This is a genomic window from Hydrogenophaga sp. RWCD_12 (genome assembly GCF_046604225.1).
Lineage (GTDB): Bacteria > Pseudomonadota > Gammaproteobacteria > Burkholderiales > Burkholderiaceae_C > Hydrogenophaga.
Genome location: NZ_JBKIXC010000003.1, coordinates 87,824 through 113,749, shown reverse-complemented (window position 1 = coordinate 113,749; position 25,926 = coordinate 87,824). Strand labels below are relative to the sequence as shown.

Genomic DNA, 25,926 nt, shown 5'->3' with positions numbered 1-25,926 from the left:
CGGGCGGCGCGGAGCCTGCGCTCAACGCGTGCCGTCGGCCGCGGCAGCGCGTGATGCCATCCAGCGCGCCCACTGCGCGCGAAAGCCTTCGCCAACCGCGATCTGCGGGTTCGAAAAGCCGTCGTCTTTGCCCGCGTCGACTTCGCGGGCCTTGATGCGCGGCACGGCGTCGGCGAAGGCCGCCTCCAGCGACAGCATGCGGTCCAGCGACTCTCCGAACACGGCCTTGCCAAAAAAGGTCAGTTCCGAACGGTTGCCGCAGCCGTAGGACGTGTGCTGCGCGTCGGCGGCCGTCATCACCAGCGTGTCCTGCCCCTGGAGCGGATCGATCCAGCCGCCCGAGTAGCAGGCCGACACCGCGATCGCGCGGTAGCGGATGCCCGCGTCGTCCAGCCACCGGCGCAGCTGTGCGGCGGTCAGCTCGTCCACCTCCAGCGGCCAGTGCGACGAGGACAGGTGGTGGTCGCGCCCGCCATGCGAGGTCATGTAGATCACCAGCACATCGCGCTCGCGGTCCATGCGGGTCGCCAGCGCCTGGATGGCGCGTTGCAGGTTTAGCGGCGTGGCCCAGGGCCATTGTTCGGTCGCGGCCGGGTGGTTGAGCAGGCGCACGACGCGGCCGTTCGCGTCCAGGCGGCGGACCATGCGTTCGGCGACCATGTCGCTCTCGCGCTGGAACACGTCCTGGGCATAGGGCGCGTAGACCAGGCCGTACACGCGGATGTCGTCGGCGGCGGGTCGTTCCTCAAGACCGGACAGGGTTTTCTGCAGCAGCGCTTCCTGCGCCAGGAACACCGACTGGCTCAGGGTCAGCTGGGGGCGGTTCTCGTTGTCGGCGTCCAGCCGGGGCTCCCAGGCGGAAGTCCGCAGGGTCCAGCTCTGCAGCACCATCACCCCCAGGACCAGCGCCGGCAACCCCAGCCGCACGGCGCGCCACTGGTGCAGTGCCTGCGCCAGCCGCCAGAAGATGACCAGCACCCACAGCATGCACAGGCCATAGAGGGTCCAGCCGACCCACTCCTGGCGGGCCAGCGCGGGCATCCAGCCGTGGCCCGTGGCGGCAGCCAGTCCCCGCATCACCAGCGCCGGGCCGACCATGGCCAGCTGGCTGAGCAGCACCCAGGCCGCCACCGGGCTGTCCTGCCGGCGGCCCCGCCGCGTCGACGCAAACACCCACCAGACCACCGCCAGCGGAAACAGCAGGTGGATCTGGCTCCAGCCCCAGCCGTATGGCGAAAAGTCCATCGCCTGGGGATAGGCTGCCCGGTCGGCCGCCAGCATCAGCAAGGCGGTCAGCACCAGCACGGCGGCCATGGCGAGTGGCCCGACATGTACCGGCAGTTCGCGCAGCGGGCGCAACAGCATGGCGCGCAGTCCTTCGGTCCACCAGCGCCGCCAAGACGGGCCGACGGGCGCGTGTACCGGCGGCGGTTCGGCGGGTGAGTCAGACCCGTCGATCGGTGGTGGCGATGGTGGTGCTTCGGATGGGGTGTCTGGCGTGAGCGGCGCGTGATCGGTGGTCATGCAAGGGGTGTGTGACAGCTGACGGTGCATTGTCGTTCAGTGCATAAGGGGCTGTGCGTGCGTGCTAGCCTCGAACGCATGCCCGAACTGCTCGCTCACCCCTCCTTTGTCCGCTTCTGGTGTGCCCGCGTGGCGGCGGTGGCGGGCATGCAGATGCTGATGCTGACCATCGGCTGGCACATGTACGAGCTGACCGCGAGTGCCTGGGACCTGGGGCTGGTCGGGCTGTTCCAGTTCCTGCCGGCCCTGGCCATGACCCTGCCGGCCGGTCACGCGGCCGACCGGCATCACCGGGCACGCATCGTGGCGGTGTGCCTGTCCGTTCAGGCGGTGGTGGCGGTGCTGCTGGTCGCGGGAACGCTGGCGCTCGCCGTCTCGCGCGAATGGCTGCTGGTGCTGTCGGCCGTGCTGGGGGCGATCCGGCCGTTCCAGATGTCGGCACAGCAAGCGCTGCTGCCGTCGCTGGTGCCGGCGCCGCTTCTGGCCCGCGCGACCGCAGTCACCTCCACCGGCACGCAGGCCGCCATCATTGGCGGTCCGGCCATCGGCGGGCTGATCTTTGCGGCCAGCGTGAATGCGGTCTACATCGTCTGCACAGCGCTGTTTTGTGGCGCGGCGCTGGCCTGTCTGTGGGTGCGTTACGAGCGCCAGCCGGTGGCGCGTGAACCGGTCAGTGTGTCGACGCTGCTGGCCGGCGTGCGTTATGTGTGGGGCCACCCGGTGCTGCTGGGCGCGGTGTCGCTGGACCTGTTCGCGGTGCTGCTGGGCGGCGCGACCGCGCTGCTGCCGATCTTCGCCAAGGACATCCTGCACGTCGGTGCCGAGGGGCTGGGTGTGCTGCGCTCGGCACCGGCGGTCGGTGCGCTGGCGGCCGGCGTGGTGCTGTCGCACTTTGCGCTGGAGCGGCGTGTCGGCCGCAAGCTGCTGGTGGCGGTGGCCGTCTTCGGGCTGTGCATGGTGGTGTTCGGCCTGTCGACCTCGTTCTGGCTGTCGCTGCTGGCGCTGGCGGTCTCCGGCGCGGCCGACATGGTCAGCGTGGTGGTGCGGCAGACGCTGGTGCAGCTGGAAACGCCGGACCAGATGCGGGGCCGTGTGGCGGCGGTCAACACGCTGTTCATCGGTGCCAGCAACCAGCTCGGAGAATTCGAGTCGGGCGTGACGGCAGCGGCCTTCGGCCCGGTCGGCTCGGTGGTGCTCGGCGGCCTGGGCACCATCGGCATCAGCCTGGCGTGGTGGCGGCTGTTCCGGCCGTTGGCCGAGCGCGACGCACTGGCCGGCCCGCACCGCAACGCCTGACATTGCGCCCATGAAAAAAGCCCCGCAAGTTGCCTTGCGGGGCTTTTGTTCGGGTGAGGGCCGAAGCCCTCAGGCCGGGCGAGGCAATTACATGCCCATGCCACCCATGCCGCCCATGCCACCCATGTCACCGCCACCCATGGACGGTGCGTCGTCCTTGGGGGACTCGGCAACCATGCACTCGGTGGTCAGCATCAGGGACGCCACGGAAGCAGCGTTCTGCAGCGCGGTGCGGGTCACCTTGGTCGGGTCCAGGATGCCCATCTCGATCATGTCGCCGTAGGTGTCGTTGGCGGCGTTGAAGCCGTAGTTGCCCTTGCCACCCAGGATGGCGTTGACGACCACGCTCGGCTCGCCACCGGCGTTGGCCACGATCTCGCGCAGGGGCGCTTCGATGGCCTTGAGCACCAGCTTGATGCCAGCGTCCTGGTCGGCGTTGTCACCCTTGATGGTGCCAGCGGCCTGACGGGCGCGCAGCAGGGCCACGCCACCACCGGCGACGATGCCTTCTTCCACCGCAGCGCGCGTGGCGTGCAGGGCGTCTTCCACGCGGGCCTTCTTTTCCTTCATCTCGACTTCGGTGGCAGCGCCAACTTTGATCACGGCCACACCGCCGGCCAGCTTGGCCACGCGCTCTTGCAGCTTTTCGCGGTCGTAGTCGCTGGTGGCTTCTTCGATCTGCACGCGGATCTGCTTCACGCGGGCTTCGATGTCAGCGGCAGCGCCGGCGCCGTCGATGATGGTGGTGTTTTCCTTGCCCACTTCGATGCGCTTGGCCTGGCCCAGATCGGCCAGGGTCACCTTCTCCAGGGTCAGGCCGATTTCTTCGGCGATCACCTTGCCGCCCGTCAGGATGGCGATGTCTTCCAGCATGGCCTTGCGGCGGTCGCCGAAGCCAGGAGCCTTGACGGCGACAACCTTCAGGATGCCGCGGATGGTGTTGACCACCAGGGTCGCCAGGGCTTCGCCTTCGACGTCTTCGGCAATGATCAGCAGCGGACGGCCGGCCTTGGCCACGGCTTCCAGCGTGGGCAGCAGGTCGCGGATGTTGCTGATCTTCTTGTCGAACAGCAGAACAAACGGGTTGTCCAGCAGGGCGGACTGCTTTTCAGGGTTGTTGATGAAGTACGGCGACAGGTAGCCGCGGTCGAACTGCATGCCTTCGACCACGTCGAGTTCGTTCTGCAGCGACTTGCCGTCTTCCACGGTGATCACGCCTTCCTTGCCGACCTTGTCCATCGCGTTGGCGATGATGTCGCCGATGCTGGAGTCGGAGTTGGCGGAGATGGAGCCGACCTGGGCGATTTCCTTGCTGGTGGTGGTGGGCTTGGAGGCCTTCTTCAGCTCGGCGATCAGGGACTCGACAGCACGGTCGATGCCGCGCTTCAGGTCCATCGGGTTCATGCCGGCGGCCACGTACTTCATGCCTTCGCGCACGATGGCCTGGGCCAGCACGGTGGCGGTGGTGGTGCCGTCACCGGCGTTGTCAGAAGTCTTGGAAGCAACTTCCTTGACCATCTGGGCGCCCATGTTCTGGAGCTTGTCCTTGAGTTCGATTTCCTTGGCCACGGACACACCGTCCTTGGTCACGGTGGGGGCGCCGAACGAGCGCTCGAGCACCACGTTGCGACCCTTGGGGCCCAGGGTGGTCTTGACCGCGTTGGCCAGGATGTTCACGCCTTCAACCATGCGTGCGCGGGCTTCGCCGCCGAAAATGACGTCTTTAGCTGCCATGTTGATTTCTCCGATTCAGTAAATGGGGATGGATGAGAGAAGGATTACTTCTCGACGACCGCGAACAGGTCGTCTTCCTTCATGACCAGCAGCTCGTCGCCGTCGACCTTGACGGTCTGGCCAGAGTACTTGCCGAACAGGACGCGGTCGCCGACCTTGACGGTCAGGGCCTTGGTTTCGCCCTTGTCGTTCGTCTTGCCCGGGCCGACGGCCATCACCTCACCCTGGTCGGGCTTCTCGGCGGCGGCGTCGGGGATGACGATGCCGGAGGCGGTCTTGGTTTCGCTGTCAATGCGCTTGACGATCACGCGATCGGCGAGAGGACGAAGTTTCATTGCATCTCCTGGGATGGATCAAAAGTTGGGGGTCAGATGGGCGGGGCCACTGGCCATGGGGCGAAGCCCCGCGGATCGACTGGGAATCGGGTGTTAGCACTCAACTCCAGCGAGTGCTAATGATAAGGGCGGGAAGCACCGTTTTCAATAGAGGCGGCACCGATAAGGTCATTCACTGCCATGACTGACAAATATGGCAGTAGTTGCGTGGCAGGTAGTGGCGGTGGGGGCCGACGGCGCGCGCAAGTGCCTGTTTCTGTTGGGATGGACGGCCTGGCACGAATCTTGGACAGTGGCTGGTGACCCACCACGAGACCGATCCATGTCCAACAGCACAGTTCTCCCGGACGCCCGTCCTGCCGCCGATGTCGAAGCCGACGATATCGAGGTGTCGCTGTACGAGTCGCGCAAGAAGATCCAGACGCGCTCGGTCACCGGCACCTTCGTGACCTGGCGCTGGGCGCTGGTCTGGTTCACCCAGATCCTGTTCTATGGACTGCCCTGGTTCAACTGGAACGGGCGGCAGGCGATCCTGTTCGATTTGCTCTCGCGGCGCTTCTACCTGGGCGGCCTGGTGCTGTACCCGCAGGACTTCATCTACCTGACCGGCCTGCTGGTGATGTCGGCGCTCTCGCTGTTCCTGTTCACGGCGGTCGCCGGGCGGCTGTGGTGCGGCTACGCCTGTCCCCAGACGGTCTACACCGAGATCTTCATGTGGATCGAGAAGACGATCGAGGGCGACCGCGCGGCGCGCATCCGGCTGGACGACTCCCCCCTCTCGGGCGCCAAGTTTGGCCGTCGCAGCGCCAAGCACCTGGCCTGGATCGTGTTCGCGCTGTGGACCGGCTTCACCTTTGTCGGCTACTTCACGCCGATCCGCAGCCAGGGGGCCGAGATGCTGGCCGGCACACTGGGCGCGTGGCAGACCTTCTGGATCTTCTTTTACAGCTTCGCGACCTACGGCAACGCCGGCTTCATGCGCGAGCAGGTCTGCAAGTACATGTGTCCGTACGCGCGCTTCCAGAGTGCGATGTTCGACAAGGACACGCTGATCGTCACCTACGACACCGCCCGTGGCGAGCCCCGCGGTTCGCGCGGCAAGAAGGTGGACTACAAGGAAAAGGGCCTGGGCGCCTGCGTGGACTGCACGCTGTGTGTGCAGGTTTGTCCGACAGGCATCGACATCCGCAATGGCCTCCAATACGAGTGCATCGGTTGCGGTGCCTGCGCCGATGTCTGCGACGAGGTGATGGGCAAGTTCGGGTACGCGCCCGGACTGGTCAAGTATTCGACCCAGAACGCGATGACCGGCGGCTGGGACAAGGCGCAGATCATCCGCCGAGCCCTGCGGCCGCGGGTGCTGGTGTACACGACCATCCTGGCCGCCATCGCGGTGGCGGTGGGCGTGAGCCTGTATCTGCGGGTGCCGATGAAGGTCGACGTGATCCGCGACCGTGGCGCGCTGGCGCGCATGGTCGAGCAGGGGCGTATCGAAAACGTGTACCGCCTGCAGATCATGAATGCCACGGAGGAGAAGCAGGTGGTGAAGCTGGCGGTGGAGGGCATGGACGGCATCACGCTGGCCTCCGACCCGACGGTGGATGTGCTGCCGACCGAGGTGCGCACGCTGGCGGTGCGGGTGCAGATCCCGCCGGGCGCCCAGAGCGGCTCGCACCCGATCTGGTTCAAGCTGCAGTCGCAGAACGATGCGGCGATCCGCCTGGACGAGAAGACGACCTTCCTGGTGCCGCGCTGACGCATTCCGCCGACAACCAAGGGTAAACCCGTAGTGATGGGGATCACACATCGGGTCCAATCGCTGCGGTTCAGGGGGTCAACGCATGCATTGAGAGTCATTGCCTGTGGTGTCGTCCATTGCCCCCGCGTCCGTCCGCTCCCCCCATTCCTTTGCTTCCATTGACCGTCTGCTGTACCGGCTGGCCGCTGCCGGCTCGGTGCTGCTGCTCGGCTATACCGCCTGGCGCTGGCCGCCGCTGACGCTGGCGCTGGTGTTCGCCTGCGTGGCGATGTTCTGGGCCTGCGCCTGGTCGGCGCACCGGCTGCTGGGCGCGCGCGGTGCCTGGGCGCTGACTGGCCTGGCGCTGGCGCTGGGCTGGTTCGCCGAGCAGATGGGTTCCACCCGCGGCTGGTTCTTCGGCCGCTACACCTACACCGAGGTGCTCGGCCCGCGGCTGGGCGATGTGCCGCTGGCGATTCCGCTGATGTGGTTTGCGATCAGCCTGATCGGTTACGTGATGGCGTCGCTGATGCTCTGGCGCCAGCCGGTGCACACCCAGCCCACGTTGCGCAGCGGCCTGCTGACGGCCTGGCTGGGGGCGATGGTGATCACCGCGTTCGACCTTGGCGCCGACCCGTATTTCGTCTTCGTGCTCAAGGCCTGGATCATGCAGAAGACCGACGGTGGCTGGTTCGGCGAGACGCTGCAGGGCTTCGCCGGCTGGATGGCGGTGGCGTTGTTCATTCTCTGCAGCTTCCAGGCCATCGCACCGCCGCGGCGCTCGCCGCCGCCAGCCGATGGCGCGGCGCTGGCGGTGCTGGTGCCGATTCTGGTCTACGCGTCGGGGCTGGTGTTCCAGTTCTTCCTGGGGCATCCGGTGGAAATCCGGGCGATTGCATTCTTCGCGATGGGCCTGCCGGTGCTGGTGGCCTGGGCCGCGTGGTACGGCTGGTCGCGGACGGCAACGGATTCTGCGGGCGCTCCGAAAAGCGCCGTGCCCGATCTGGCGCCGATGCAACTGGTGGCCGATCCGCTGGCCGACCGGGCCGTGGCGGCGCTGATCGGTCCCTGGGAGAAGGGCGGTGCGGCCACTGGCGAGGGCCTGCAGCGCATCGGCCAGGCGAACCGGCTGATGGCGCTGTGGACACACAACGCTGCGCTGGCGGGCGACTGGGTGCAGGGCGCGCCGGCCGATCCGGCGGTCACCCAGGCCCTGCAGGACTACGTGGCGCAGGCGCGGCGACTTCCTGACTGGACGGACACCGCCAAGGTCGCGCGGGCCGAGGCCATCTTCATGGAGCAGGGGCCGCTGTCGTGCACCCTGCTGTTCTGCTCCAGCCTGCCCGAGTGCTATGTGCTGCCGCAACTGGCCGAGGTGCTGCACATCGCCGGCCAGCTGGAACAGCACACCGAACACCGCATCCGCCAGACCGCGGCCATGGTGTTCCCGGTGATGATGAAGGGCGGCCTGACCGACCCCGAGGGCGCGGGTGTGGCGCAGGTGCTCAAGGTGCGGCTGATCCACGCGACCATCCGCCACCTGATCCTGCACGGCGACCCGGAACAGGTGCGCGGCAAGGTGCAGCCGTCGGCCGCCAACGCCGCGGCCAGCCCGATGTTCTCGGCGCTGTCGGCCCACGGCTGGGACGTCGACGCGCAGGGTTTGCCCTGCCACCAGGTGGAGCTGGCCTACACCCTGCTCACCTTCAGCTACAGCTTCCTCAAGGGCATGCGCACCCTGGGCCAGGCGCTGCCCCGCGAGGACGAAGAGGCCTACCTGCACGCCTGGAACGTGATGGGTCATGTGCTGGGCGTGCGGCGCGAGCTGATGGCCTGGACCATGGACGAGGCCGCGGCGCTGTTCGAGCGCATGCAGGCGCAGGCCCATCTGCTGCCGGGCCAGCCGGATGTGCGGCCGCCGCTGGGCAAGGCGCTGATGGACGCGATGGCGCGCTCGATCCGAATCCCGGTGCTGCGGCATCTGCCGGTGCCGCTGACGCGCTGGCTGGTGGGGCCAGAAACGGCGAACCGGATCGGCGTGGACGCAAGGGTGTCCTGGCTGGTGCGGCTGGTGTTCCAGCTGGGGCGCCTGCTGGTCGGGCTGGTCGACGGCATCGGCAGCCTGCTGTGGCCGGGGTTCTCGCTCTCGCGCCTGCTCACGCGGGTGGTCGGCTACCACCTGCTGACCCACTTCCTGATGGACCAGACCCGGCCGCTGGCCTTGCCCGACCGCGTGTTGCAGCCGATGCGCTCGACGCTGTCGGCCTGGAGCGAAGACGGTCAGGCGCCGGGCTGGATCAATGCAGTGGAAGACCGCCTGACGACCACTGGCGACTGGAACGGGCTGCAGCGGCGCGGCGCCGATGCGACAACCTGAGCCCAAATCGGTCGGGTTTTGGTGATGAAGATCACGATCAACTCGGTCGGCCATTACGATCCGTCCATGCCCGCCTCCCGGATCTCCTGGTCTGCACCAGCCGCCCGCCATGGACTCGCTGCCCGTGGCCTGCGCTGGTTGCTCTGCCTCTGGCTGTCTTTGCTGGCCTGGCCGGCGCTGGCCATGCCGGTGCCCGGCGAGGGCGACGTCACCCTGCAGACCCGGTTCTGGATCGACGCCACCGGGCAGGCCACGGCCGACGAGGTGGAGGCGAATGCCGACCGCCTGGAAGACATGGCGCACGACCGGTCGTTCGACCTGGGTACGCAAGCGGCGCTCTGGATCCAGATCCGGCCCGCCGCGCTGGATCCGGGCAAGCGCTGGTACCTGCTGCTCACCGCTTCGGCGTTCAACAACGAGGTCAGCCTGCACGCGCGTGACGCACATGGCGCCTGGGTCGTGCAGCACTCGGGGGATCACCTGCCGGTGGCGCAATGGGACCATCCCGACCAGACGCCGGTGTTTGCGGTCGATCCGACGCTCGCCGGCCCGCTGTGGCTGCGGATCGTCAATTCGCCGACGCCCACCAGCCCGCGGCTGCAACTGCTGACCGAAGAAAACCTGCAGACCAAGCGCTACACCACCTTCCTGTTCATCGGCGGCTACCTCGGCTTCGGCCTGCTGGTGCTGTTCCTGGGCTGGGTGCACGCCCGGCTCTACGGCGACCGCGCTTTTGTCGCCTACTGTTTTTACGTCGCCTGCATGCTGGGCTTCCAGGCGTCCTACACCGGCATTGCGGGGCTGTTCTTCTGGCCGCAATGGGCGGCCTGGAACGACATGGCGCCGGCGTTCTTCATGCTCTGGCTCACCGGCTCGGGCATCTGGTTCGTGCGCGAAGCCTGTGCCGTGTCACGGCACCACCGTGGCGTCGACCGTTTCGTGGTGGCCTGGTCGCTGTTCGGGTTGCTCTATCCCTTCGTGTACGCGATGCTGCTGAGCCCCGCCACCTTCAAGCTGCTCAACCTGTACGGTTTGCTGTCGGTGCTGCTGAGCATCTCGCTGTGCTTCTGGACCTGGCGCAAGGGCGAAACCTACGCCGGCTGGCTGCTGCTGGGCTTTCTGCCGGTGCACCTGGGCTATCCGTTCCCGGCGCTGCGCAGCGCGGGCGTGCTGCCCGACAGCTGGGCCACGCAGTACGCCGTGCTGATCGGTTCGGCGATCGAGATCCCGCTGCTGCTCTACATCCTGCATCGCCGCGCCAAGGATTTCAGCGAGAACCGCACCCGGCTGCGCGCCATGGAAAGCACCGATCCGCTGACCGGTCTGACGATCATGCCGGTGCTGCGGCTGCGGCTGCGAGACGCGCTCAAGCGGGCGCGGCGCGGCAAGCACCAGTGCGGTCTGCTGCTGGTGGAGTTGTCGAACCACGGCGAGATTGCCGTGCGCGAGGGGCGCGAGGCGGGCGACCGGGCGCTGGTGGTGGCCGCATCGCGACTGGCCAGCGTGGTGCGCGATGTGGACACGGTCTGCCGTGTGTCCGACACGCGCTTTGCCGTGCTGATCGAAGGGCCGGTCAAGCCCGACCTGCTCAAGCTGGTGGCGCAACATGTGGTGGCCAAGGGGCTGGAGCGGGTGCCGACCCTGCCCAACGACCTGTCGCTGAAGTTCCGGCTCGTGTCGGCGGCGCCCCCGGAGGCCGACGACGAAGGCGGTGACGCGCCCGACGAGCAGTTGCTGCAGCGGCTGCACCGGGCGCTGGACCGCCTGGGCAGCAAGCCGCGCAAGGTGGTGATGCACCTGCCGGGCCGGCAGCAGGCACCCGCCTGAGCGGGGCTGCAGGCGGCGCCGTCAGAGCGGCAGATCGGCCATCGCGGACCGCGGGAAGTCCATCTCCGGTTCCGTGCCTTCGAACGGCAGCGTGAAGTAGAAGGTGCAACCTTCGCCGGGAGCCGTCTCGGCCCAGATGCGGCCGCCGTGGCGCTCGATGATGCGCTGCGACAGCGCCAGTCCGGTGCCGGTGCCTTCGAAGTCCATCGAGTGGTGCTGGCGCTGGAACATCACGAACAGGTTGTGCGCCTTTTCCAGGTCGAAGCCGACGCCGTTGTCGTGCACGTAGAACGTGCGGCCACCGACCGGATTGACCTTCCAGCCGATCTCGACGCGCGCCTTCTCGCGCGGACGGGTGTACTTGACCGAGTTGTTCAAGAGGTTGCCGAAGGCCTGGGCCAGCAGCATCGCGTCGCCGCGCACCACCGGCAGGTCGTCCTCGACCACCCACTCGATGTGGCGGCCCTGGCTTTCCTGCTTCAGGTGCACGATCAGCCCTTCGAGCAGCGGGGCCAGCGGCACCGGCTGCGCCTCGATGGCCACCCGGCCCAGGCGGGCGTATTCGAGCAGGCCCTCGATCATGTGGCTCATGCGCTTGCTGGCCTTGGTGATCGAGTTCAGGTACTGCAGTGCAATCGGATCGTTGACTTCGCCCAGCTGCTCCTGCAGCAGGGTGACGAAACTGCTGATGTGGCGCAGTGGCGCGCGCAGGTCGTGCGAGACCATGTGCGAGAACACGTCCAGGTCCTTGTTGGCCGCGACCAGTTGCTGCGTGCGTTCGGCGACGCGCTTCTCCAGCTCGCGGTTGAGGTCGTTCATCACGTCCTCCAGGCTCTTGGCGGCGGTCATGTCACGCGAGATGCACGACAGGCCCTGCAGTTCGCCCGACTCGTTGCGCAGCGCGGTAAGCACGGTGTGGGCCCAGAAGCGCGAGCCGTCGTCGCGCAGGCGCCAACCGCGGGTTTCCCACTGGCCGTGGGCCGTGGCCAGCCGCAGCACCTGGGCCGGATCGACCTCGTCTTCGCCGGCGTTGTCGACCGCCAGCAGGCGAAGGTAGGGCTTGCCGACCATCTGCGAGCGGGTGAAGCCGTGCAAGCGCTGGGCGCTCTCGGTCCACTCGGTCACGGCGCCTTGCTCGTCGACGAAGTAGATGCAGTGGTCCTGGATCGCGTCGACCATCAGGCGGTAGCGCTGCTCGCTCTGGAACAGTTCGGCCGTGCGTTCGCGCACCCGGTCTTCGAGGTCGCGGTTGGCTTCGAGCACGAACTCCTCGGTGCGGCGGCGCTCGGTGATGTCGTGCAGCTCGATGAAGATGCCTTCGACCACGTCGTGCTGGTAGTCGGGGATGTAGTGGATCTCGTAGAAGCTGCGCGAACCGTCGGCCTCCTGGCGCTCGGCCTCGAAGGTCTGCTTCTGGCCGTTGAGCGCGTCGGCGACGTGGGGCAGGATGTCGGGCAGCTGCGCCGGCTCGACCAGCTGGCTCAGGTGCATGCCCACCATTTCGCTGGCCTGCCTGCCGCTGCGGGCGGCGTGCGCCGTGTTGGCGAAGCGGCAGATCAGGTCCTTGTCGTAGTAGGCGAGGTGCGAAGGTACGCGGTCGGTGATGCTGCGCAGGAAGTCGTCGTGCGCCGACAGCCGCTGCTCGGCCGCCTTGCGCTCGCTGATGTCGGCCACCGTGGTGTTGCTGTACAGGAAGCGCCCCTGCGGATCGACCACTGCCGTGGACGAGCACAGCGCGTGGAACCGGGAGCCGTCCTTGCGCTGGAACTCCAGCTCCAGCGGTTCGCTGCGGCCGTTCTGTGCCAGGTCCTCCATGCGGTGGCGCACCAGCGAGACGCGGTCGCCGTCGATCAGCGCGCCGAGATCGAGCTGGTCGACCAGGTCCTCCCGCTCGTAGCCCAGCCAGTCCAGCAGGGTGCGGTTGATGTTGACGAAGTGCAGGTCGGTGTCCAGCGACAGGTAGCCGCAGGGTGCCTGGTCGTAGAGCGACTGGGCGCGCTCCAGGGCGATCTTGAGCTCCTGCGTGCGCAAGGCGACGAGGCGCTCGAGTTCGGGATGGGCGGTGTCGGTCCGTTCAGGGCAGACAGGGGTATCCATGGTGGGGGCTCCGATCGTTGCAATGCCAGGCAAAAACGTGTGTAGCAGTCATATCGGATACCAGTGGGAAAAATTCAATCGAACCGGTCTGGGGCGGGGAGGGACCCAACCAGCGGGCCGGTCGGCAGGCGCGTGTCATCTTGAAAGATGTTGGTGCACACTTCCATTATTTGTTGCAAAAAGTCAGGGCTAAGCGGTGCAACGAACGGTGTTTGCTGGGGCGGCAGCGCTCAATCGCGCTTTCTCCCATCCCTCAGGAAGTGCCCATGCTCACCCCCATTTCGACCTCTTCGGCCAGCTTGTCCGGGAGCGCTGCAACCGTCCGTCGGGTGTTGCGCTGGGGCTTGCCACTGTGGGTGGCCGGCGCCGTGGTGGCCTGTGGCGGCGGAGGGGGGACGGATGCCACCGTGGCCACGCCGCAGACGGAAGAAATCCCGTCTGCGGTGCAGGTGCCCGAGATCACGGCGGTGGTGGATGCATCCGGAGAAGTGATGACTCCCGGGGTCGAGCTCAACTCGCCCGAACGCAAGGCCGTCGCCGCGACCTCGGCCTTCAATGGAGGCGTCGCCGATCCTGGCCTGCTGATGCTGCTGGTGCCCGACGATCAGCCGACGGCGGACGACCGCGTGACAAGCTGGACCGACGCCGCATCGGAAGTGGGCACGCGTCTGGCGGTCGTGACCGACGCCCAGTTCCTGGCCATGGGATCGGCCGGTGCCCTGCGTTACGCCGGCCTGGTGCTGCCAGACCAGCTGCACACCGTCGCGACCGATGCGCTGGTGGCGGCGGTGCGCGACTACACGACCCGGGGAGGGCGAACCTTTCTCACCTTTGACTTCGCCGCACTGACGCTCAACGGCAACGGGCAGCCGGTGTACCCGGTTCCCCGCTCGCGGCTGAGCGATCTGGCGGGTGTGGACTATGTGCTGTACGACACGCTGCTGGACCGCACCGTCGGGCTGGGTCCAGTGACCGCGATGCGTAGCACGCTGCGCGAGCTGCTGGTGCCACCAGGCAAGTCCATGCCGTATCCGCCGGTGGGGCTGACCGCCAAGGTGGGCACAGCGCGCGGCACGGCCAAGCCGGCGGTTCCGCGCCTGCTCACTGCTGCTGGCGTGACGGCTGGCGAATCGCTGTTCCTGCCGGTCAGTCTGGTGGACCCGGGCGGCGTGCGCGGCTTCGACCCTCAGCAGTTCCAGAACCTGCCCGCCGCGACTGAACAGGTGCGTGCGGGGCGGGCCTTTGGCCTGAGCACTGCGCGGCAGGTGTCGATCCGGTACGGCAAGGCCTTCAAGGCACCGAAGGTCACGCAGGCCAGCGCCACGCATCCGGTGAGCGAGTCCACGACGGGGGAGGCGACACCTGTGCCGGTGGCCAAGGCGCTCGCCGTCGACGGGCTCGACGCGTACCACGGCTATCTGCTTGGGCACCTGATCTACCCCAGCTACGTCACCACCGGTGTGTACGGGGGCACCACGCTGGCCAGCGCGCCCGACTTCGGGCTGGTTGCGGGCGTGCAGAAGGTCGGCGCCGGCAAGGTGCTGTTCGTCAACCTGCCGCTGGGCTATCTCAAGGGACGCACCGACGCCTTGCCCATGCACGGCTTCCTGAACTACTTCATGCAGCACGTCGTGCACGGCTCCCGGCTCTCGGGCATGCCCAATGGGGTGGCCGGCCTGACCTTCGACTGGCACCTCGACTCGAAGGCCGCGCAGGCGCCTTCGCTGGCGCTGGAGACTGCCGGCGTCTTCAACAAGGGGCCGTTTTCCATGGAAATGACGGCCGGCCCAGACGCCATCGTGCCCGGCGATGGCCTTGGCTGGAATCTGAACAACAACCTGGTGGCGCAGCAACTGCTGCGCCACCTGGACGTGAAGGGCCATGCCATCGGCTCGCACGGCGGCTGGGTGCACGACTTCTACGGCGCAGGCGCCACCGAAACCAACGCCACCGACTATCTGCCGCTGCTGCAGCTCAACCAGATCGCGGTGGACGGTGTGGTGGGCAAGCGCGCCCGCAGTTACTCGGCGCCGCAGGGCAACAACCCGCTGTGGGCCATGACTTGGCTGGAGCAGCAAGGGGTGGTGGGCACCTATTTCGGCGGCCACACCGGCCTGGGTGCGACGCGACAGTACCGTGACGGCGCGCTGCTCAATCCGGCGCTGTATGTCTTTCCCGTCACACCGCAGGGCCTGTACGCGACCTTCGAGGAATTCCAGGAGTACCAGGTGCCCAAGCAGGACGTGATCGACTGGTACCGCGCGCTGGTGGACTTCGGCATCGCACACGACACCAGCCGCCTGGTCTATGCCCATCCGCCGGGGGCCAACCAGTGGCGCGACGTGCTGAACAACCTGCTGAACTATGCCCAGGGAAAAGGAGCCAAGTTCCAGTGGTACACCATGCCGCGTCTGGCCGATTTCATGACCCAGCGCCGCCAGGTCTCCTGGAGTGAAACGGTGCTGGCGACTGGCGCGACGCGCGTCGATGCCAGCCACCCGGTGAGCCTGGGCGAAATGGTGTGGATGCTGCCCAAGGACCGCTACCTCAAGCCCACCGTCGTCACAGGCGCGGCGACGGTGGTCAACGGCGGCACGGTCTGGCTCGTCAAGGCGGCGGCGGTGGCACGGCTGCAGTTCCGTGCCTTGCCCAACCTGACCTACGTGCCGGGCTGAGCCGGCACATCGCCATCATGTGGCGTTCAGACGCCGGCAGCAGCGCGCAGGGCCTCGACCTTGTCGGTGCGTTCCCAGCTGAACTCGGGCTCTTCACGGCCGAAGTGGCCGTAAGCGGCGGTCTTCTCGTAGATCGGGCGCAGCAGGTCGAGCATCTGGATGATGCCCTTCGGACGCAGGTCGAACACCTCGGCGACGATGGCCGAGAGCTTTTCGTCGCTGATCTTGCCGGTGCCTTCGGTGTAGACCGTGATGTTCATCGGCTTGGCCACGCCGATGGCGTAGGCCACCTGCACCTGGCACTGCTTGGCCAGGCCGGCGGCGACCACGTTCTTGGCCACGTAACGCGCGGCATACGCTGCCGAGCGGTCGACCTTGGACGGGTCCTTGCCCGAGAACGCGCCACCACCGTGCGGGCAGGCGCCGCCGTAGGTGTCGACGATGATCTTGCGTCCCGTCAGGCCGCAGTCGCCCTGCGGGCCACCGACGACAAACCGGCCGGTCGGGTTGATCAGGTAGCGGGTGTTCTGCAGCCATTCCTTGGGCAGCACCGGCTTGATGATTTCTTCGATGATGGCCTCGTTGAACTCGGGCTTCATCTTGTCGCCCAGGCTCCACTCGGGCGCGTGCTGGCTGGACAGCACCACGGTGTCGATCGAGTGCGGTTTGCCGTCGACGTAGCGCATCGTGACCTGGCTCTTGGCGTCCGGACGCAGGAACGGCAGGCGGCCGTCCTTGCGCAGCTGGGCCTGGCGCTCCACCAGACGGTGGGCGTAGTAGATCGGCGCGGGCATCAGCTCGGGCGTCTCGTCGCAGGCGTAGCCGAACATCAGGCCCTGGTCACCGGCGCCGGTGTTCAGGTGGTCATCGGAGGCGTGGTCCACGCCCTGTGCGATGTCGTTGGACTGCTTGTCGTAGCAGACCATGACCGCGCAGCCCTTGTAGTCGATGCCGTACTCGGTGTTGTCGTAGCCGATGCGCTTGATGGTGTCGCGCGCGACCTGGATGTAGTCGACGTTGGCGTTGGTGGTGATCTCGCCGGCCAGCACGACAAGGCCGGTGTTGGTCAGCGTCTCGGCTGCCACACGGCTCTTGGGGTCCTGCTTGAAGATCGCGTCGAGAATCGCGTCCGAGATCTGGTCGGCGACCTTGTCGGGGTGGCCTTCGGAGACGGATTCGGAGGTGAAGAGGAAATCGTTCGCCATATAAACTCCAGTGTGGTTGAACCGGCGTTGCCGGTCTTCTGGGTTCGGCGAACGCTTTAGCGGAATTTGTGAATCGCCCCGCAATTAGTTCAATAACTCGGCGATGTCGCTGATTTTAAACCGATCCGGCGAATCACTCCCCGGTGCGGCAAGCCCTGAAAAGATCGGGGTTTCCGGTCCAATCGCCCGTCTGCTCTCGTTCTGACCATCTTGTATCCGTCGCTGTTCCGATTCCTGTCGCGCCTGCCCCTGCCTGTGCTGCACGCCCTGGGCTGGGCGTTGGGCTGGCTGAGTTTCGGGCTGTCGTCACGCTACCGGCGCAAGCTGTTCGAGCATGCCCGGCTGGCAGGTTTCCCGCGGTCGGTGGCGCTGGCGTCGGTGGCCGAGGCCGGCAAGATGGTGACCGAGCTGCCGCGCCTGTGGCTGGGCGGGCCGGTGCATCTGGAGTGGGATGGCATGGCCCTGGTCGAAGAGGTCATTGCTGACGGCAGCGGGGTACTCTTCCTCACCCCCCACCTGGGTTGCTTCGAGATCACCGCGCAACTGGTGGCGCAGCGGTTCGGCGACCGGCTGCCGATCACGGTGCTGTACCGCCCGGCGCGCCAGCCCTGGCTGCGCGACATCATGGAAACGGCCCGCAGCCGGCCCGGACTCTCGACCGCGCCGACCACGCTGGCCGGGGTCAAGCAGCTGATCAAGGCGCTCAAACAGCACCAGGGCGTCGGCCTTCTGCCGGACCAGGTGCCGCCCGAAGGGCAGGGTGTCTGGGCGCCGTTCTTCGGCCGCGATGCCTACACCATGACCCTGTCGGCCCGGCTGGCACTCACGGCGGGAGCGCGCGTGTTGCTGATCTGGGGCGAGCGCCTTTCGTGGGGGCGCGGCTACCGGGTACATCTGCGTCCGTTCCGGCCCGGTGCGGGGGGGCAGATGTCGCAGGACCCCCTCGAAGCAGCACAGCAGATCAACGCCGCGATGGAATCGCTGGTGCGGGAATGTCCGGCCCAATACCTGTGGTCGTACGACCGCTACAAGGCGCCGGCCGGCATCAGCCACGCGGCCCGGCTGCAGGCGGAAAAGGCGCAAGACTCGTAAGACCAGTCGTTTTATGACAGACACCGCTGCCGCCGCTCCCCGCAAACCGTTGGTCAAGACCTTGCTTGGCCTGCTGGTGCTGGGCATGCTGCGGGTCACCCGCGTGCTGCCGCTGTCGTGGCTGCGGGCGCTGGGGGCCGGGCTGGGCGGGGTTCTGTACTGGCTGGTGGGGCGCCGGCGCCGCATCGCCGAGATCAACATCGGCCTGTGCTTTCCGGAGCTGGACGCCGCGCAGCGCCGCGCCATGGTGCAGCGGCACTTTGTGCTGTTCGTGCAGGCCTGGCTGGACCGTGGCTGGATCTGGGGCGGCAGTCCGGAACTGGTGCGACGCCGTCTGCGCCTGACGGGCGCGGTCGGGGAGCTGCAGAGCACGGCACCCACGCTGCTGTTCGCACCGCATTTCGTGGGCATGGACGCTGGCTGGATCGCTCTGACGGCGCATGTGCAGCGGCGGTTCTGCGGGCTCTACGCCCGCCAGCGCAATCCGGTGATGGACCAGTGGATGGCCGAAGGCCGGCGTCGTTTCGGCGAGCCGCACATCGTGGCCAAGAATGCCGGACTCAAGGCTCTGGTCAGCGCGCTGCGCGCGGGTGAGCCTTTGTACATGCTGCCCGACATGGACTACGGGCCGCGCGACTCGGTGTTCGTGCCGTTCTTCGGCGTGACGGCGGCGACGATTCCGTCGCTGTCGCGCTTTGCCCGCATGGGCGGGGCGCGTGTGCTGCCCATCCTCAGCCGCCTCACGCCCGAGGGCTACGACATCACTGTGTTGCCGCCGTGGCAGGACTTTCCGACCGAGGATGTGCTGGCCGACACGGCGCGGATGAACCGCGACCTGGAGACATGGATTGCCGAGGCTCCCGAGCAGTACTACTGGGTGCACAAGCGGTTCAAGACCCGCCCCGCCGGCGAGCCCTCGTACTACCGCTGACGGTTGCGGTTTACAGGTCTGGCTCTGGCTCTGGCAGGGGTTCGGCAGCGCTTTCGGTGGTCGCCAGAGGCCGGGGTTCGTGCGCCCAGTCCCACAGCAACTGCGCCACTTCGTCCAGGCCCTGCTTCTTCAGGGCAGAAAACAGGCGCACTTCGCCGCCACCGGTCTGCAGTTTCGCAATCGACAGGGCCTTATTGGCCTCCGCCCGCGAGAGCTTGTCGGCCTTGGTCAGCAGCACCAGGAATTTCAGGCCTGCTTCAACGCGCGGCCGGATGATTTCCAGCAGGGCCTCGTCCAGCTCGGTCAGTCCCAGGCGCGGGTCGCACAGCAGCACGATGGCCTTGAGGTTTTCCCGCGTGACCAGGTAGTTGGCCATGACGCGTTGCCAGCGCAGCTTGGCTTCCCGTGGCACGGCCGCATAGCCATAGCCTGGCAGGTCGGCCAGCACCGCATCGGTCTCGCCCTGTTTGCCCAGGGCAAACAGGTTGATGCTTTGCGTGCGCCCAGGGGTCTTGGACGCGAACGCCAGGCGCTTTTGCTGCGTCAGCGTGTTGATCGAGGTGGATTTGCCCGCATTGGAGCGTCCGACGAAGGCGATTTCCGGCAGGTCCAGGGCCGGAAGGTGCTCGAGTTGGGGGGCGGTGGTCAGGAAGCGCGCAGTGTGCAGCCAGCCGTGGGCGATCTTGGGGTCCGGGCGCCTGACCGGTGGTGCTGTACTGGTGGGTGGAGTCATTTGGGGGTTTTCCCGGTGGGACATTGTAAAATCATTGGGTTGTTCTCAGACCAGTTGCCAAATCCATCAACCCGACGCCGTCCCCTGCGACGATCGCCCCAGACATGAAACTGCCTGCATCACTTCTTTGCGCCGCCGCGCTCGTCCTGTCGTTCAGCGCACATGCTCAGAGCACCAAGCCCGATCTGGCCAAGGGTGCTGCCACGTTCGGGCAGGTCTGTGTGGCCTGCCACGCGGCTGACGGCAATTCGACCACGCCCGCCAATCCGAAGCTGGCGCACCAGCACCCAGAGTATCTGCTCAAGCAGCTGCAGGAGTTCAAGTCGGGCAAGCGCGACAACGCCGTCATGAAGGGCATGGCTTCCGCCCTGTCCGATGAAGACATGCGCAATGTCTCCTTCTGGCTGGCCGATCAGAAGGCCACCACCGGCTTCGCCACCGAAAAGGACCTCGTCCGCGCCGGTGAGCGCATCTACCGCGGTGGCATTCCGGATCGCCAGATCGCCGCCTGCGCCGGCTGCCATGGCCCCCGTGGCTCCGGCATTCCGGCCCAGTACCCGCGCCTGTCGGGCCAGCACGCTGAATACACCAGCACCCAGCTCAAGGCATTCCGCGCCGGCACCCGTGGCAACAACGCCCAGATGCTGGGTGTGGCCGCCAAGATGAACGACACGGAAATCAAGGCCGTGTCCGACTACATCGCCGGTCTGCGCTGATCGCAACAGCCCCGGAGAGTCCGGGGACTTAAGCCTCAAACAATATTTGGCGGAACAATCGGGAAAGTTGGCATCCCGGTTGAACCCTCAGACTCTCGACAACTCTCAGCAGGGTGTGTTCTGGTTCTGCCGGAACCGCCCTGTTTCTGTTTCTGACGTATGACTGCATCCACCCAAGGCCTCCAGATCCGCTCGGGATCCCGCGTGTTCGGCAACGTGGTGGAACTGTTGTCGTCGATGCGCTTTGCGATTTCGCTGTTGACGGTGATCTGCATCGCCTCGGTGATCGGTACGGTGGTCAAGCAGCACGAGCCGCTGAACAACTATGTCAACCAGTTCGGCCCGTTCTGGGCCGAGGTGTTCGGCAAGGCTGGACTGTTCACCGTGTACAGCGTCTGGTGGTTCCTGGTGATTCTGGCGTTTCTGGTGATCAGCACCAGCCTGTGCATCGCCCGAAACACGCCCAAGATCTTTGCCGACTTCAGGACCTTCAAGGAAAACATCCGCGAGCAGAGCCTGCGTTCGTTTCCGAACCGGGCCGAAGGCGCCTTGGCGGGCCTGCCCGAGGCTGCTGCCCGCGGCCTGGGCCAGGCGCTGATTTCGTCGGGGTGGCGGGTGAAGCTTCAGTCGCGAGACACGCCGGAAGGCCAGGGCTGGATGCTGGCGGCCAAGAAGGGCACGGCCAACAAGATCGGATACCTCGCCGCCCACAGCGCCATCGTGCTGGTGTGCCTGGGTGGTCTGCTCGATGGCGACCTGATCGTGCGGGCGCAGATGTGGTTCAACGGCAAGACGCCGTACAGCGGTGGCGGCATGATCGCCGACGTGCCAGCGCAGCACCGCCTCTCGCCCACCAACCCGACCTTCCGAGGCAACCTGATGGTCAGCGAGGGCACCAGTTCGGGTACCGCCATCCTCAGCCAGTCCGACGGCGTGCTGCTGCAGGACCTGCCGTTCTCGGTCGAACTCAAGAAGTTCATCGTCGAGTACTACGAGACCGGCATGCCCAAGCTGTTCGCCAGCGACATCGTGATCCACGACCACGAGACCGGCGAAAAGAAGAATGCGCGCGTCGAGGTGAACCACCCGGCCAGCCACCGCGGCATCAACATCTACCAGTCCAGCTTCGACGACGGCGGCTCGAAGGTGACGCTGCAGGCGTATCCGATGGGCGCGGTGATTGCGCCGTTCGAGGTCTCGGGCACCATCGGCGCGACGACCGCCCTGAGCAATGGCGACAGCAAGCTGACGCTGGAGTACACCGGGCTGCGTGTGATCAACGTGGAGAACTTCGGCAAGGACGCCGAAAGCGGGGCCACCGACGTGCGCAAGGTCGATTTGCGCGATGCGATCGAAAGCCGCCTGGGTTCGGGCCACAAGACAGGTTCCGAAAAGAAACTGCGCAACGTCGGGCCGAGCATCACCTACAAGCTGCGCGACGCGTCCGGCCAGGCGACGGAGTTCCACAACTACATGCTGCCGATGGAGCTCGACGGCGCTCGGGTATTCCTCATGGGCGCGCGCGAATCGACAGGCGAGCAGATGCGTTACCTGCGTGTGCCGGTCGACGACAAGGACAGCATCGAAGGGTTCGTGCGCCTGCGTTCGGCGCTGGCCGATCCGGCACTGCGGGCCGAGGCGGTGCGCCGCTACACGGCGACGGCGGTCGAGCCGGGCAAGCCCGAGCTGAGTCAGGCGCTGGAAGGCTCGGCCCAGCGCGCCATTGCCCTGTTTGCCGGCACCGAAAAGATGGCGCCACCCAAGACGGGTGCGATCAGCCAGGATGCCGACATCCGTGGTGGCCTGCCGGCGGTGTCCGCGTTCCTGGAAGCGAATGTGCCGGAGGCCGAGCGCGAGAAGGCCAGCGAGGTGCTGGTGCGCATTCTCAACGGGGCCTTGTTTGAGCTGCTGCAGGTCAGTCGCGAAAAGGCGGGGCTGGCTCCGCTGCCGCGCGACGATGCAGCGCAGCAATTCATGTCTCGCGCAGTGCTCAGTCTCAGCGACAGCTTCTACTACCCGGCGCCGATGACGTTTGAGCTCAAGGATTTCCAGCAGGTGCAGGCCAGCGTGTTCCAGGTGGCCCGGGCACCGGGGCAGACCATCGTCTACCTGGGTTGCGTGTTGCTCATCCTGGGCGTTTTCGCCATGCTGTATGTGCGCGAGCGGCGCCTGTGGATCTGGCTTGCCCCTGGCACGGACGGAGCCAGCCATGCCACCATGGCCCTGTCGTCGAACCGCAAGACGATGGAATCCGACCAGGAATTTGAACAGTTGAAGTCGACACTGCTGAAGGGAAATGCATGAACACCGCCACACAGACCTTTGAGCTCAAGAGCGACCGGCAAGGTTCCGGCAGCGGCAACGCCTTCCTCGCGGGGAAACAGGCGTGGGACTGGCTGTTCGCGGCGCTGATCGTGGCCGGCGCGGCCTGGGCCTTCTTCCGCTATGAAGGCGCGATGGACGTCTACGAGAAGGGCATCCTGCTCGGCGCGGTGCCCTCTCTGATCTGGCTGGGCTGGTTCTGGCGTCCGCTGGGCAAGCTGATGGCCGTGGTGGCGGCGCTGTCGCTGCTGGCGATCTGGCTGTACCAGACGCCTGCCGGTGCGGCCGATCTGACGCGCGCCGACCAGGTGTTCATGCTGAAGTATTTCATCTCCAGTCAGTCGGCCATCCTCTGGATGAGCATGCTGTTCTTCATGAGCACGGTGTTCTACTGGATCGGCATGTTCTCGCGCGACGGCAACACCTTCGAAATGCTGGGTTCGCGCGTGGCCTGGGTCGCGGTGACGCTGGCGCTGGTGGGCACCATGGTGCGCTGGTTCGAGAGCCACCAGATCGGCCCCGACATCGGCCACATCCCGGTCAGCAACCTCTATGAAGTGTTCGTGCTGTTCTGCTGGATGACAGCCACCTTCTACCTGTATTACGAAGACCAGTACAAGACGCGTTCGATGGGCGCCTTTGTGATGCTGGTGGTCAGCGCCGCGGTGGGTTTCCTGCTCTGGTACACGGTGGTGCGCGAAGCCCACCAGATCCAGCCGCTCGTGCCCGCGCTCAAGAGCTGGTGGATGAAATTGCACGTGCCAGCCAACTTCATCGGCTACGGTACGTTCGCGCTGTCGGCCATGCTCGCCTTTGCTTACCTGATCAAGCAGAGCGCTACCGAAAGCCGCTGGTACAAGCTGGCGCCGCTGTGGATCCTGGGTGTGGTGCTGTGCTTCGAGCCGGTCGTTTTCCGCCAGGGCGCGGCCGCTGCCAAGGGCAGCAGCTACTGGTTCATCTACTTCGGCATTTCGGCCCTGATCGCGGGCGGCATCCTGTCGGTGCGCCAGCGCATCGCCGCGCGCCTGCCCAGCTTCGAGGTGCTCGACGACGTGATGTACAAGGCGATCGCTGTCGGATTCGCCTTCTTCACCATCGCCACCGTGCTGGGCGCTTTCTGGGCGGCGGAGGCGTGGGGCGGCTACTGGAGCTGGGACCCGAAGGAAACCTGGGCGCTGATCGTCTGGTTGAACTACGCGGCCTGGCTGCACATGCGCCTGATGAAGGGGCTGCGCGGCACGGTGGCGGCCTGGTGGGCGCTGGTGGGTCTGGCGGTGACGACCTTCGCCTTCCTGGGCGTGAACATGTTCCTGTCGGGCCTGCACAGCTACGGCGAACTCTGACCTGACGCGCCGGACCGGTCGACACCCCGCTGCGGCGGGGTGTTTCTTTTGGTGGGCACAGATTGCGGCGAACTTTGTAAGACACTGGCGCCTCGTACGACGGATGCCTTTAAGGAGCTCGCCATGATCATTCGTTCCACCGACGACGGTTTCCAGCATCCCGTGCCCAGCGACATCACCCCGCGCGAGGCGTATCTCGACCGCCGCGCCTGGATGCAGCGCATGGCCCTGGGGGCGGGCGGCGCCGCGCTGGCGGCCTGGGCATCCCGCGACGCGCTGGCGCAGGCGGCGGCGATCCGTGCGCCGGGCAAGTTGCTGCCCTTGCCTTCGGTCCGTTCCAGTGTCCCGGGAGCGCAGGCGGCCGACAAACCGACCGAGTACGAACACGCCAGCGGCTACAACAACTATTACGAGTTCGGTACAGACAAGTCCGACCCGGCGGCGTATGCGAAAACGCTGAAACCGCGCCCCTGGACGGTGTCGGTGGAAGGCTTGGTCAACAAGCCGCGCACATATGGCCTGGACGACCTGATGAAGCTCGCGCCGATGGAGGAGCGGCTGTACCGTCTGCGTTGTGTCGAGGGCTGGTCGATGGTGATTCCCTGGGTCGGCTTTTCGCTGGCCGAACTGATCCGTCAGGTGGAGCCGCAGGGCAGCGCGAAATACGTGGAGTTCGTCACGCTGGCCGATCGCCAGATGATGCCTGGTGTCTCCTCGAACGTGCTGCTCTGGCCCTATGTGGAGGGCCTGCGCATGGACGAGGCGCGCCACCCGCTGACCATGTTGGCGTTCGGGATGTACGGCGAGGTGCTGCCCAACCAGAACGGTGCGCCGGTGCGGCTGGTGGTGCCCTGGAAATACGGGTTCAAGAGCGGCAAGTCGCTGGTGAAGATCCGTTTTGTCGAAAAAGAGCCCAAGACTGCATGGAACATTGCGGCGCCGCAGGAGTACGGCTTCTATTCGAACGTGAACCCTGATGTGCCGCATCCTCGATGGAGCCAGGCGTCCGAACGGCGCATCGGCGACGAAGGCGGGTTTCTCGCCAAGCGGCGCAAGACAGAACGCTTCAACGGCTACGAAGCCCAGGTCGGCCAGCTGTACGCCGGCATGGACCTCAAGAAGTTCTACTGATGCGATGGCTGGGATACCCGGCGGTTAAGCCGGTGGTGTTTGTGGTGTGGCTGTTGCCGGCGGTGTGGTTGACCTGGGCGGCGTTCTCGGACCGTCTGGGCGCCAATCCGGCGGAGGCGCTGATCCGCTCGCTGGGCGACTGGACCTTGCGCGCCCTGGTGCTGGTGCTGCTGGTGACGCCGCTGCGGGTCTGGACCGGCTGGTCCCAGATCGCGCGGCTGCGCCGCATGCTGGGCCTGTTTGTGTTCTTCTACGCCAGCCTGCACTGGCTGGCGTACGCCTGGTTCGACAAGGGGTTTGACTGGCAGGAGGTGCTGGTCGACGTGCCCAAGCGACCGTTCATTCTCGTGGGCACACTGGCCTGGCTGTTGCTGATGGCGCTGGCGGCGACTTCGTTCAACCGCGCCATCCGGTGGCTGGGTGCGGCGCGTTGGCAGGCCTTGCATCGCACGGTGTACGCGGTCGCGTTGCTGGCGGTGCTGCACTTCTTCTGGATGCGGGCCGCCAAGCACAACTTCGCCGAGGTGGCGGTATATGCCGCGGTCTTTGCGGTATTGCTGGGCTGGCGCTTGTGGCGCCATGTCTCGCGCCAGCGGTTGTCTGCCGCAGCTGGCCGGGTCAGCGTGCCGTCGGGGTAGCGGCGTCCGCGGGCTTGACCTTGTTGTCGGTGGCAGCCGGGCTGGATGGTTGCGGAGCAGCCGGAGCGGATGCCGAGCCTGGCGGCGGTGGCAGATACAGCGGACCCTTCTGGCCACAGCCAGCGATCACCGACGCGGCGACCAGCAAGGCCAAGGCGCTGCAGCGAACGGGGCGGCGACCTAGAATGGTTTGATTCGACATAGTGGTGGCA

General features: G+C 66.5%; 19 protein-coding genes. 12 read left to right on the top strand and 7 right to left on the bottom strand.

Annotation, left to right across the window (positions count from 1 at the left end):
- Positions 1-21: 21 nt before the first annotated feature.
- Entirely contained in the window at positions 22-1,524 is a 1,503-nt protein-coding gene (locus ACLIJ1_RS12475; RefSeq protein ID WP_411365856.1) for a C13 family peptidase, read from the bottom strand.
- A 78-nt stretch (positions 1,525-1,602) separates the two neighbouring features.
- On the opposite strand from ACLIJ1_RS12475, the gene ACLIJ1_RS12470 reads away from it, so the two are divergent.
- Positions 1,603-2,820, top strand: a complete 1,218-nt coding sequence (locus tag ACLIJ1_RS12470) for an MFS transporter (protein WP_411366397.1) — start codon at positions 1,603-1,605, stop codon at positions 2,818-2,820.
- Between the two features lie 87 nt (positions 2,821-2,907).
- Here ACLIJ1_RS12470 and groL read toward each other — a convergent pair whose 3' ends face one another.
- Together groL and groES are read right to left on the bottom strand one after the other, a co-directional pair.
- On the bottom strand, positions 2,908-4,554 hold the full coding sequence (gene groL / locus ACLIJ1_RS12465) for a chaperonin GroEL (RefSeq protein WP_411365855.1): 1,647 nt from the start codon (positions 4,552-4,554) through the stop codon (positions 2,908-2,910).
- Between the two features lie 44 nt (positions 4,555-4,598).
- Complete coding sequence (gene groES, locus ACLIJ1_RS12460) at positions 4,599-4,889, bottom strand: co-chaperone GroES (protein ID WP_411365854.1); 291 nt, start codon at positions 4,887-4,889, stop codon at positions 4,599-4,601.
- A gap of 322 nt (positions 4,890-5,211) precedes the next feature.
- On the opposite strand from groES, the gene ccoG reads away from it, so the two are divergent.
- The 3 genes from ccoG (at position 5,212) to ACLIJ1_RS12445 (ending at position 10,831) form a co-directional block, all read left to right on the top strand.
- Positions 5,212-6,645, top strand: coding sequence for a cytochrome c oxidase accessory protein CcoG (gene ccoG / locus ACLIJ1_RS12455; RefSeq protein WP_411365853.1), 1,434 nt, complete (start codon positions 5,212-5,214; stop codon positions 6,643-6,645).
- A 109-nt stretch (positions 6,646-6,754) separates the two neighbouring features.
- Entirely contained in the window at positions 6,755-9,004 is a 2,250-nt protein-coding gene (locus tag ACLIJ1_RS12450) for a carotenoid biosynthesis protein (protein ID WP_411365852.1), read from the top strand.
- 24 nt (positions 9,005-9,028) lie between these two features.
- On the top strand, positions 9,029-10,831 hold the full coding sequence (locus tag ACLIJ1_RS12445) for a 7TM diverse intracellular signaling domain-containing protein (RefSeq protein WP_411365851.1): 1,803 nt from the start codon (positions 9,029-9,031) through the stop codon (positions 10,829-10,831).
- 21 nt (positions 10,832-10,852) lie between these two features.
- Here the strand turns inward: ACLIJ1_RS12445 and ACLIJ1_RS12440 are convergent, their stop codons facing one another.
- Positions 10,853-12,928 (bottom strand): PAS domain S-box protein, encoded by a 2,076-nt coding sequence (locus ACLIJ1_RS12440; RefSeq protein WP_411365850.1) that lies wholly within the window; start codon positions 12,926-12,928, stop codon positions 10,853-10,855.
- 266 nt (positions 12,929-13,194) lie between these two features.
- Here ACLIJ1_RS12440 and ACLIJ1_RS12435 point away from each other — a divergent pair, with 266 nt between their 5' ends.
- The gene (locus tag ACLIJ1_RS12435) at positions 13,195-15,603 is read left to right on the top strand and encodes a hypothetical protein (protein WP_411365849.1); all 2,409 of its coding nucleotides are present in this window, start codon (positions 13,195-13,197) and stop codon (positions 15,601-15,603) included.
- A 26-nt stretch (positions 15,604-15,629) separates the two neighbouring features.
- Here ACLIJ1_RS12435 and metK read toward each other — a convergent pair whose 3' ends face one another.
- Entirely contained in the window at positions 15,630-16,808 is a 1,179-nt protein-coding gene (metK, locus tag ACLIJ1_RS12430; protein WP_411365848.1) for a methionine adenosyltransferase, read from the bottom strand.
- 210 nt (positions 16,809-17,018) lie between these two features.
- Here metK and ACLIJ1_RS12425 point away from each other — a divergent pair, with 210 nt between their 5' ends.
- Positions 17,019-17,900 carry a lysophospholipid acyltransferase family protein gene (locus tag ACLIJ1_RS12425; protein WP_411365847.1) on the top strand — a complete coding sequence of 294 codons (882 nt, stop codon included), beginning with the start codon at positions 17,019-17,021 and terminating at the stop codon, positions 17,898-17,900.
- A 13-nt stretch (positions 17,901-17,913) separates the two neighbouring features.
- Entirely contained in the window at positions 17,914-18,831 is a 918-nt protein-coding gene (locus ACLIJ1_RS12420; RefSeq protein WP_411365846.1) for a lysophospholipid acyltransferase family protein, read from the top strand.
- A gap of 10 nt (positions 18,832-18,841) precedes the next feature.
- Here ACLIJ1_RS12420 and yihA read toward each other — a convergent pair whose 3' ends face one another.
- Positions 18,842-19,564: a ribosome biogenesis GTP-binding protein YihA/YsxC gene (gene yihA / locus ACLIJ1_RS12415; protein ID WP_411365845.1), complete on the bottom strand. Its 723-nt coding sequence runs from the start codon at positions 19,562-19,564 to the stop codon at positions 18,842-18,844.
- 104 nt (positions 19,565-19,668) lie between these two features.
- Between yihA and ACLIJ1_RS12410 the strand changes: the two genes are divergently transcribed.
- From ACLIJ1_RS12410 to ACLIJ1_RS12390, 5 genes are all read left to right on the top strand, one after another.
- Entirely contained in the window at positions 19,669-20,280 is a 612-nt protein-coding gene (locus ACLIJ1_RS12410) for a c-type cytochrome (protein ID WP_411365844.1), read from the top strand.
- 159 nt (positions 20,281-20,439) lie between these two features.
- The gene (locus ACLIJ1_RS12405; protein ID WP_411365843.1) at positions 20,440-22,584 is read left to right on the top strand and encodes a cytochrome c biogenesis protein ResB; all 2,145 of its coding nucleotides are present in this window, start codon (positions 20,440-20,442) and stop codon (positions 22,582-22,584) included.
- Positions 22,581-23,945, top strand: coding sequence for a c-type cytochrome biogenesis protein CcsB (gene ccsB, locus ACLIJ1_RS12400; protein ID WP_411365842.1), 1,365 nt, complete (start codon positions 22,581-22,583; stop codon positions 23,943-23,945). The genes ACLIJ1_RS12405 and ccsB overlap by 4 nt, the downstream gene beginning before the upstream one ends.
- Before the next feature lie 123 nt (positions 23,946-24,068).
- Positions 24,069-25,076 (top strand): protein-methionine-sulfoxide reductase catalytic subunit MsrP, encoded by a 1,008-nt coding sequence (msrP, locus tag ACLIJ1_RS12395; protein WP_411365841.1) that lies wholly within the window; start codon positions 24,069-24,071, stop codon positions 25,074-25,076.
- On the top strand, positions 25,073-25,714 hold the full coding sequence (locus tag ACLIJ1_RS12390) for a sulfite oxidase heme-binding subunit YedZ (RefSeq protein ID WP_411366396.1): 642 nt from the start codon (positions 25,073-25,075) through the stop codon (positions 25,712-25,714). The genes msrP and ACLIJ1_RS12390 overlap by 4 nt, the downstream gene beginning before the upstream one ends.
- Here ACLIJ1_RS12390 and lptM read toward each other — a convergent pair.
- Positions 25,695-25,916, bottom strand: coding sequence for an LPS translocon maturation chaperone LptM (gene lptM / locus ACLIJ1_RS12385; RefSeq protein WP_411365840.1), 222 nt, complete (start codon positions 25,914-25,916; stop codon positions 25,695-25,697). The two genes, ACLIJ1_RS12390 and lptM, sit on opposite strands and share 20 nt — an antisense overlap.
- Positions 25,917-25,926 lie beyond the last annotated feature (10 nt).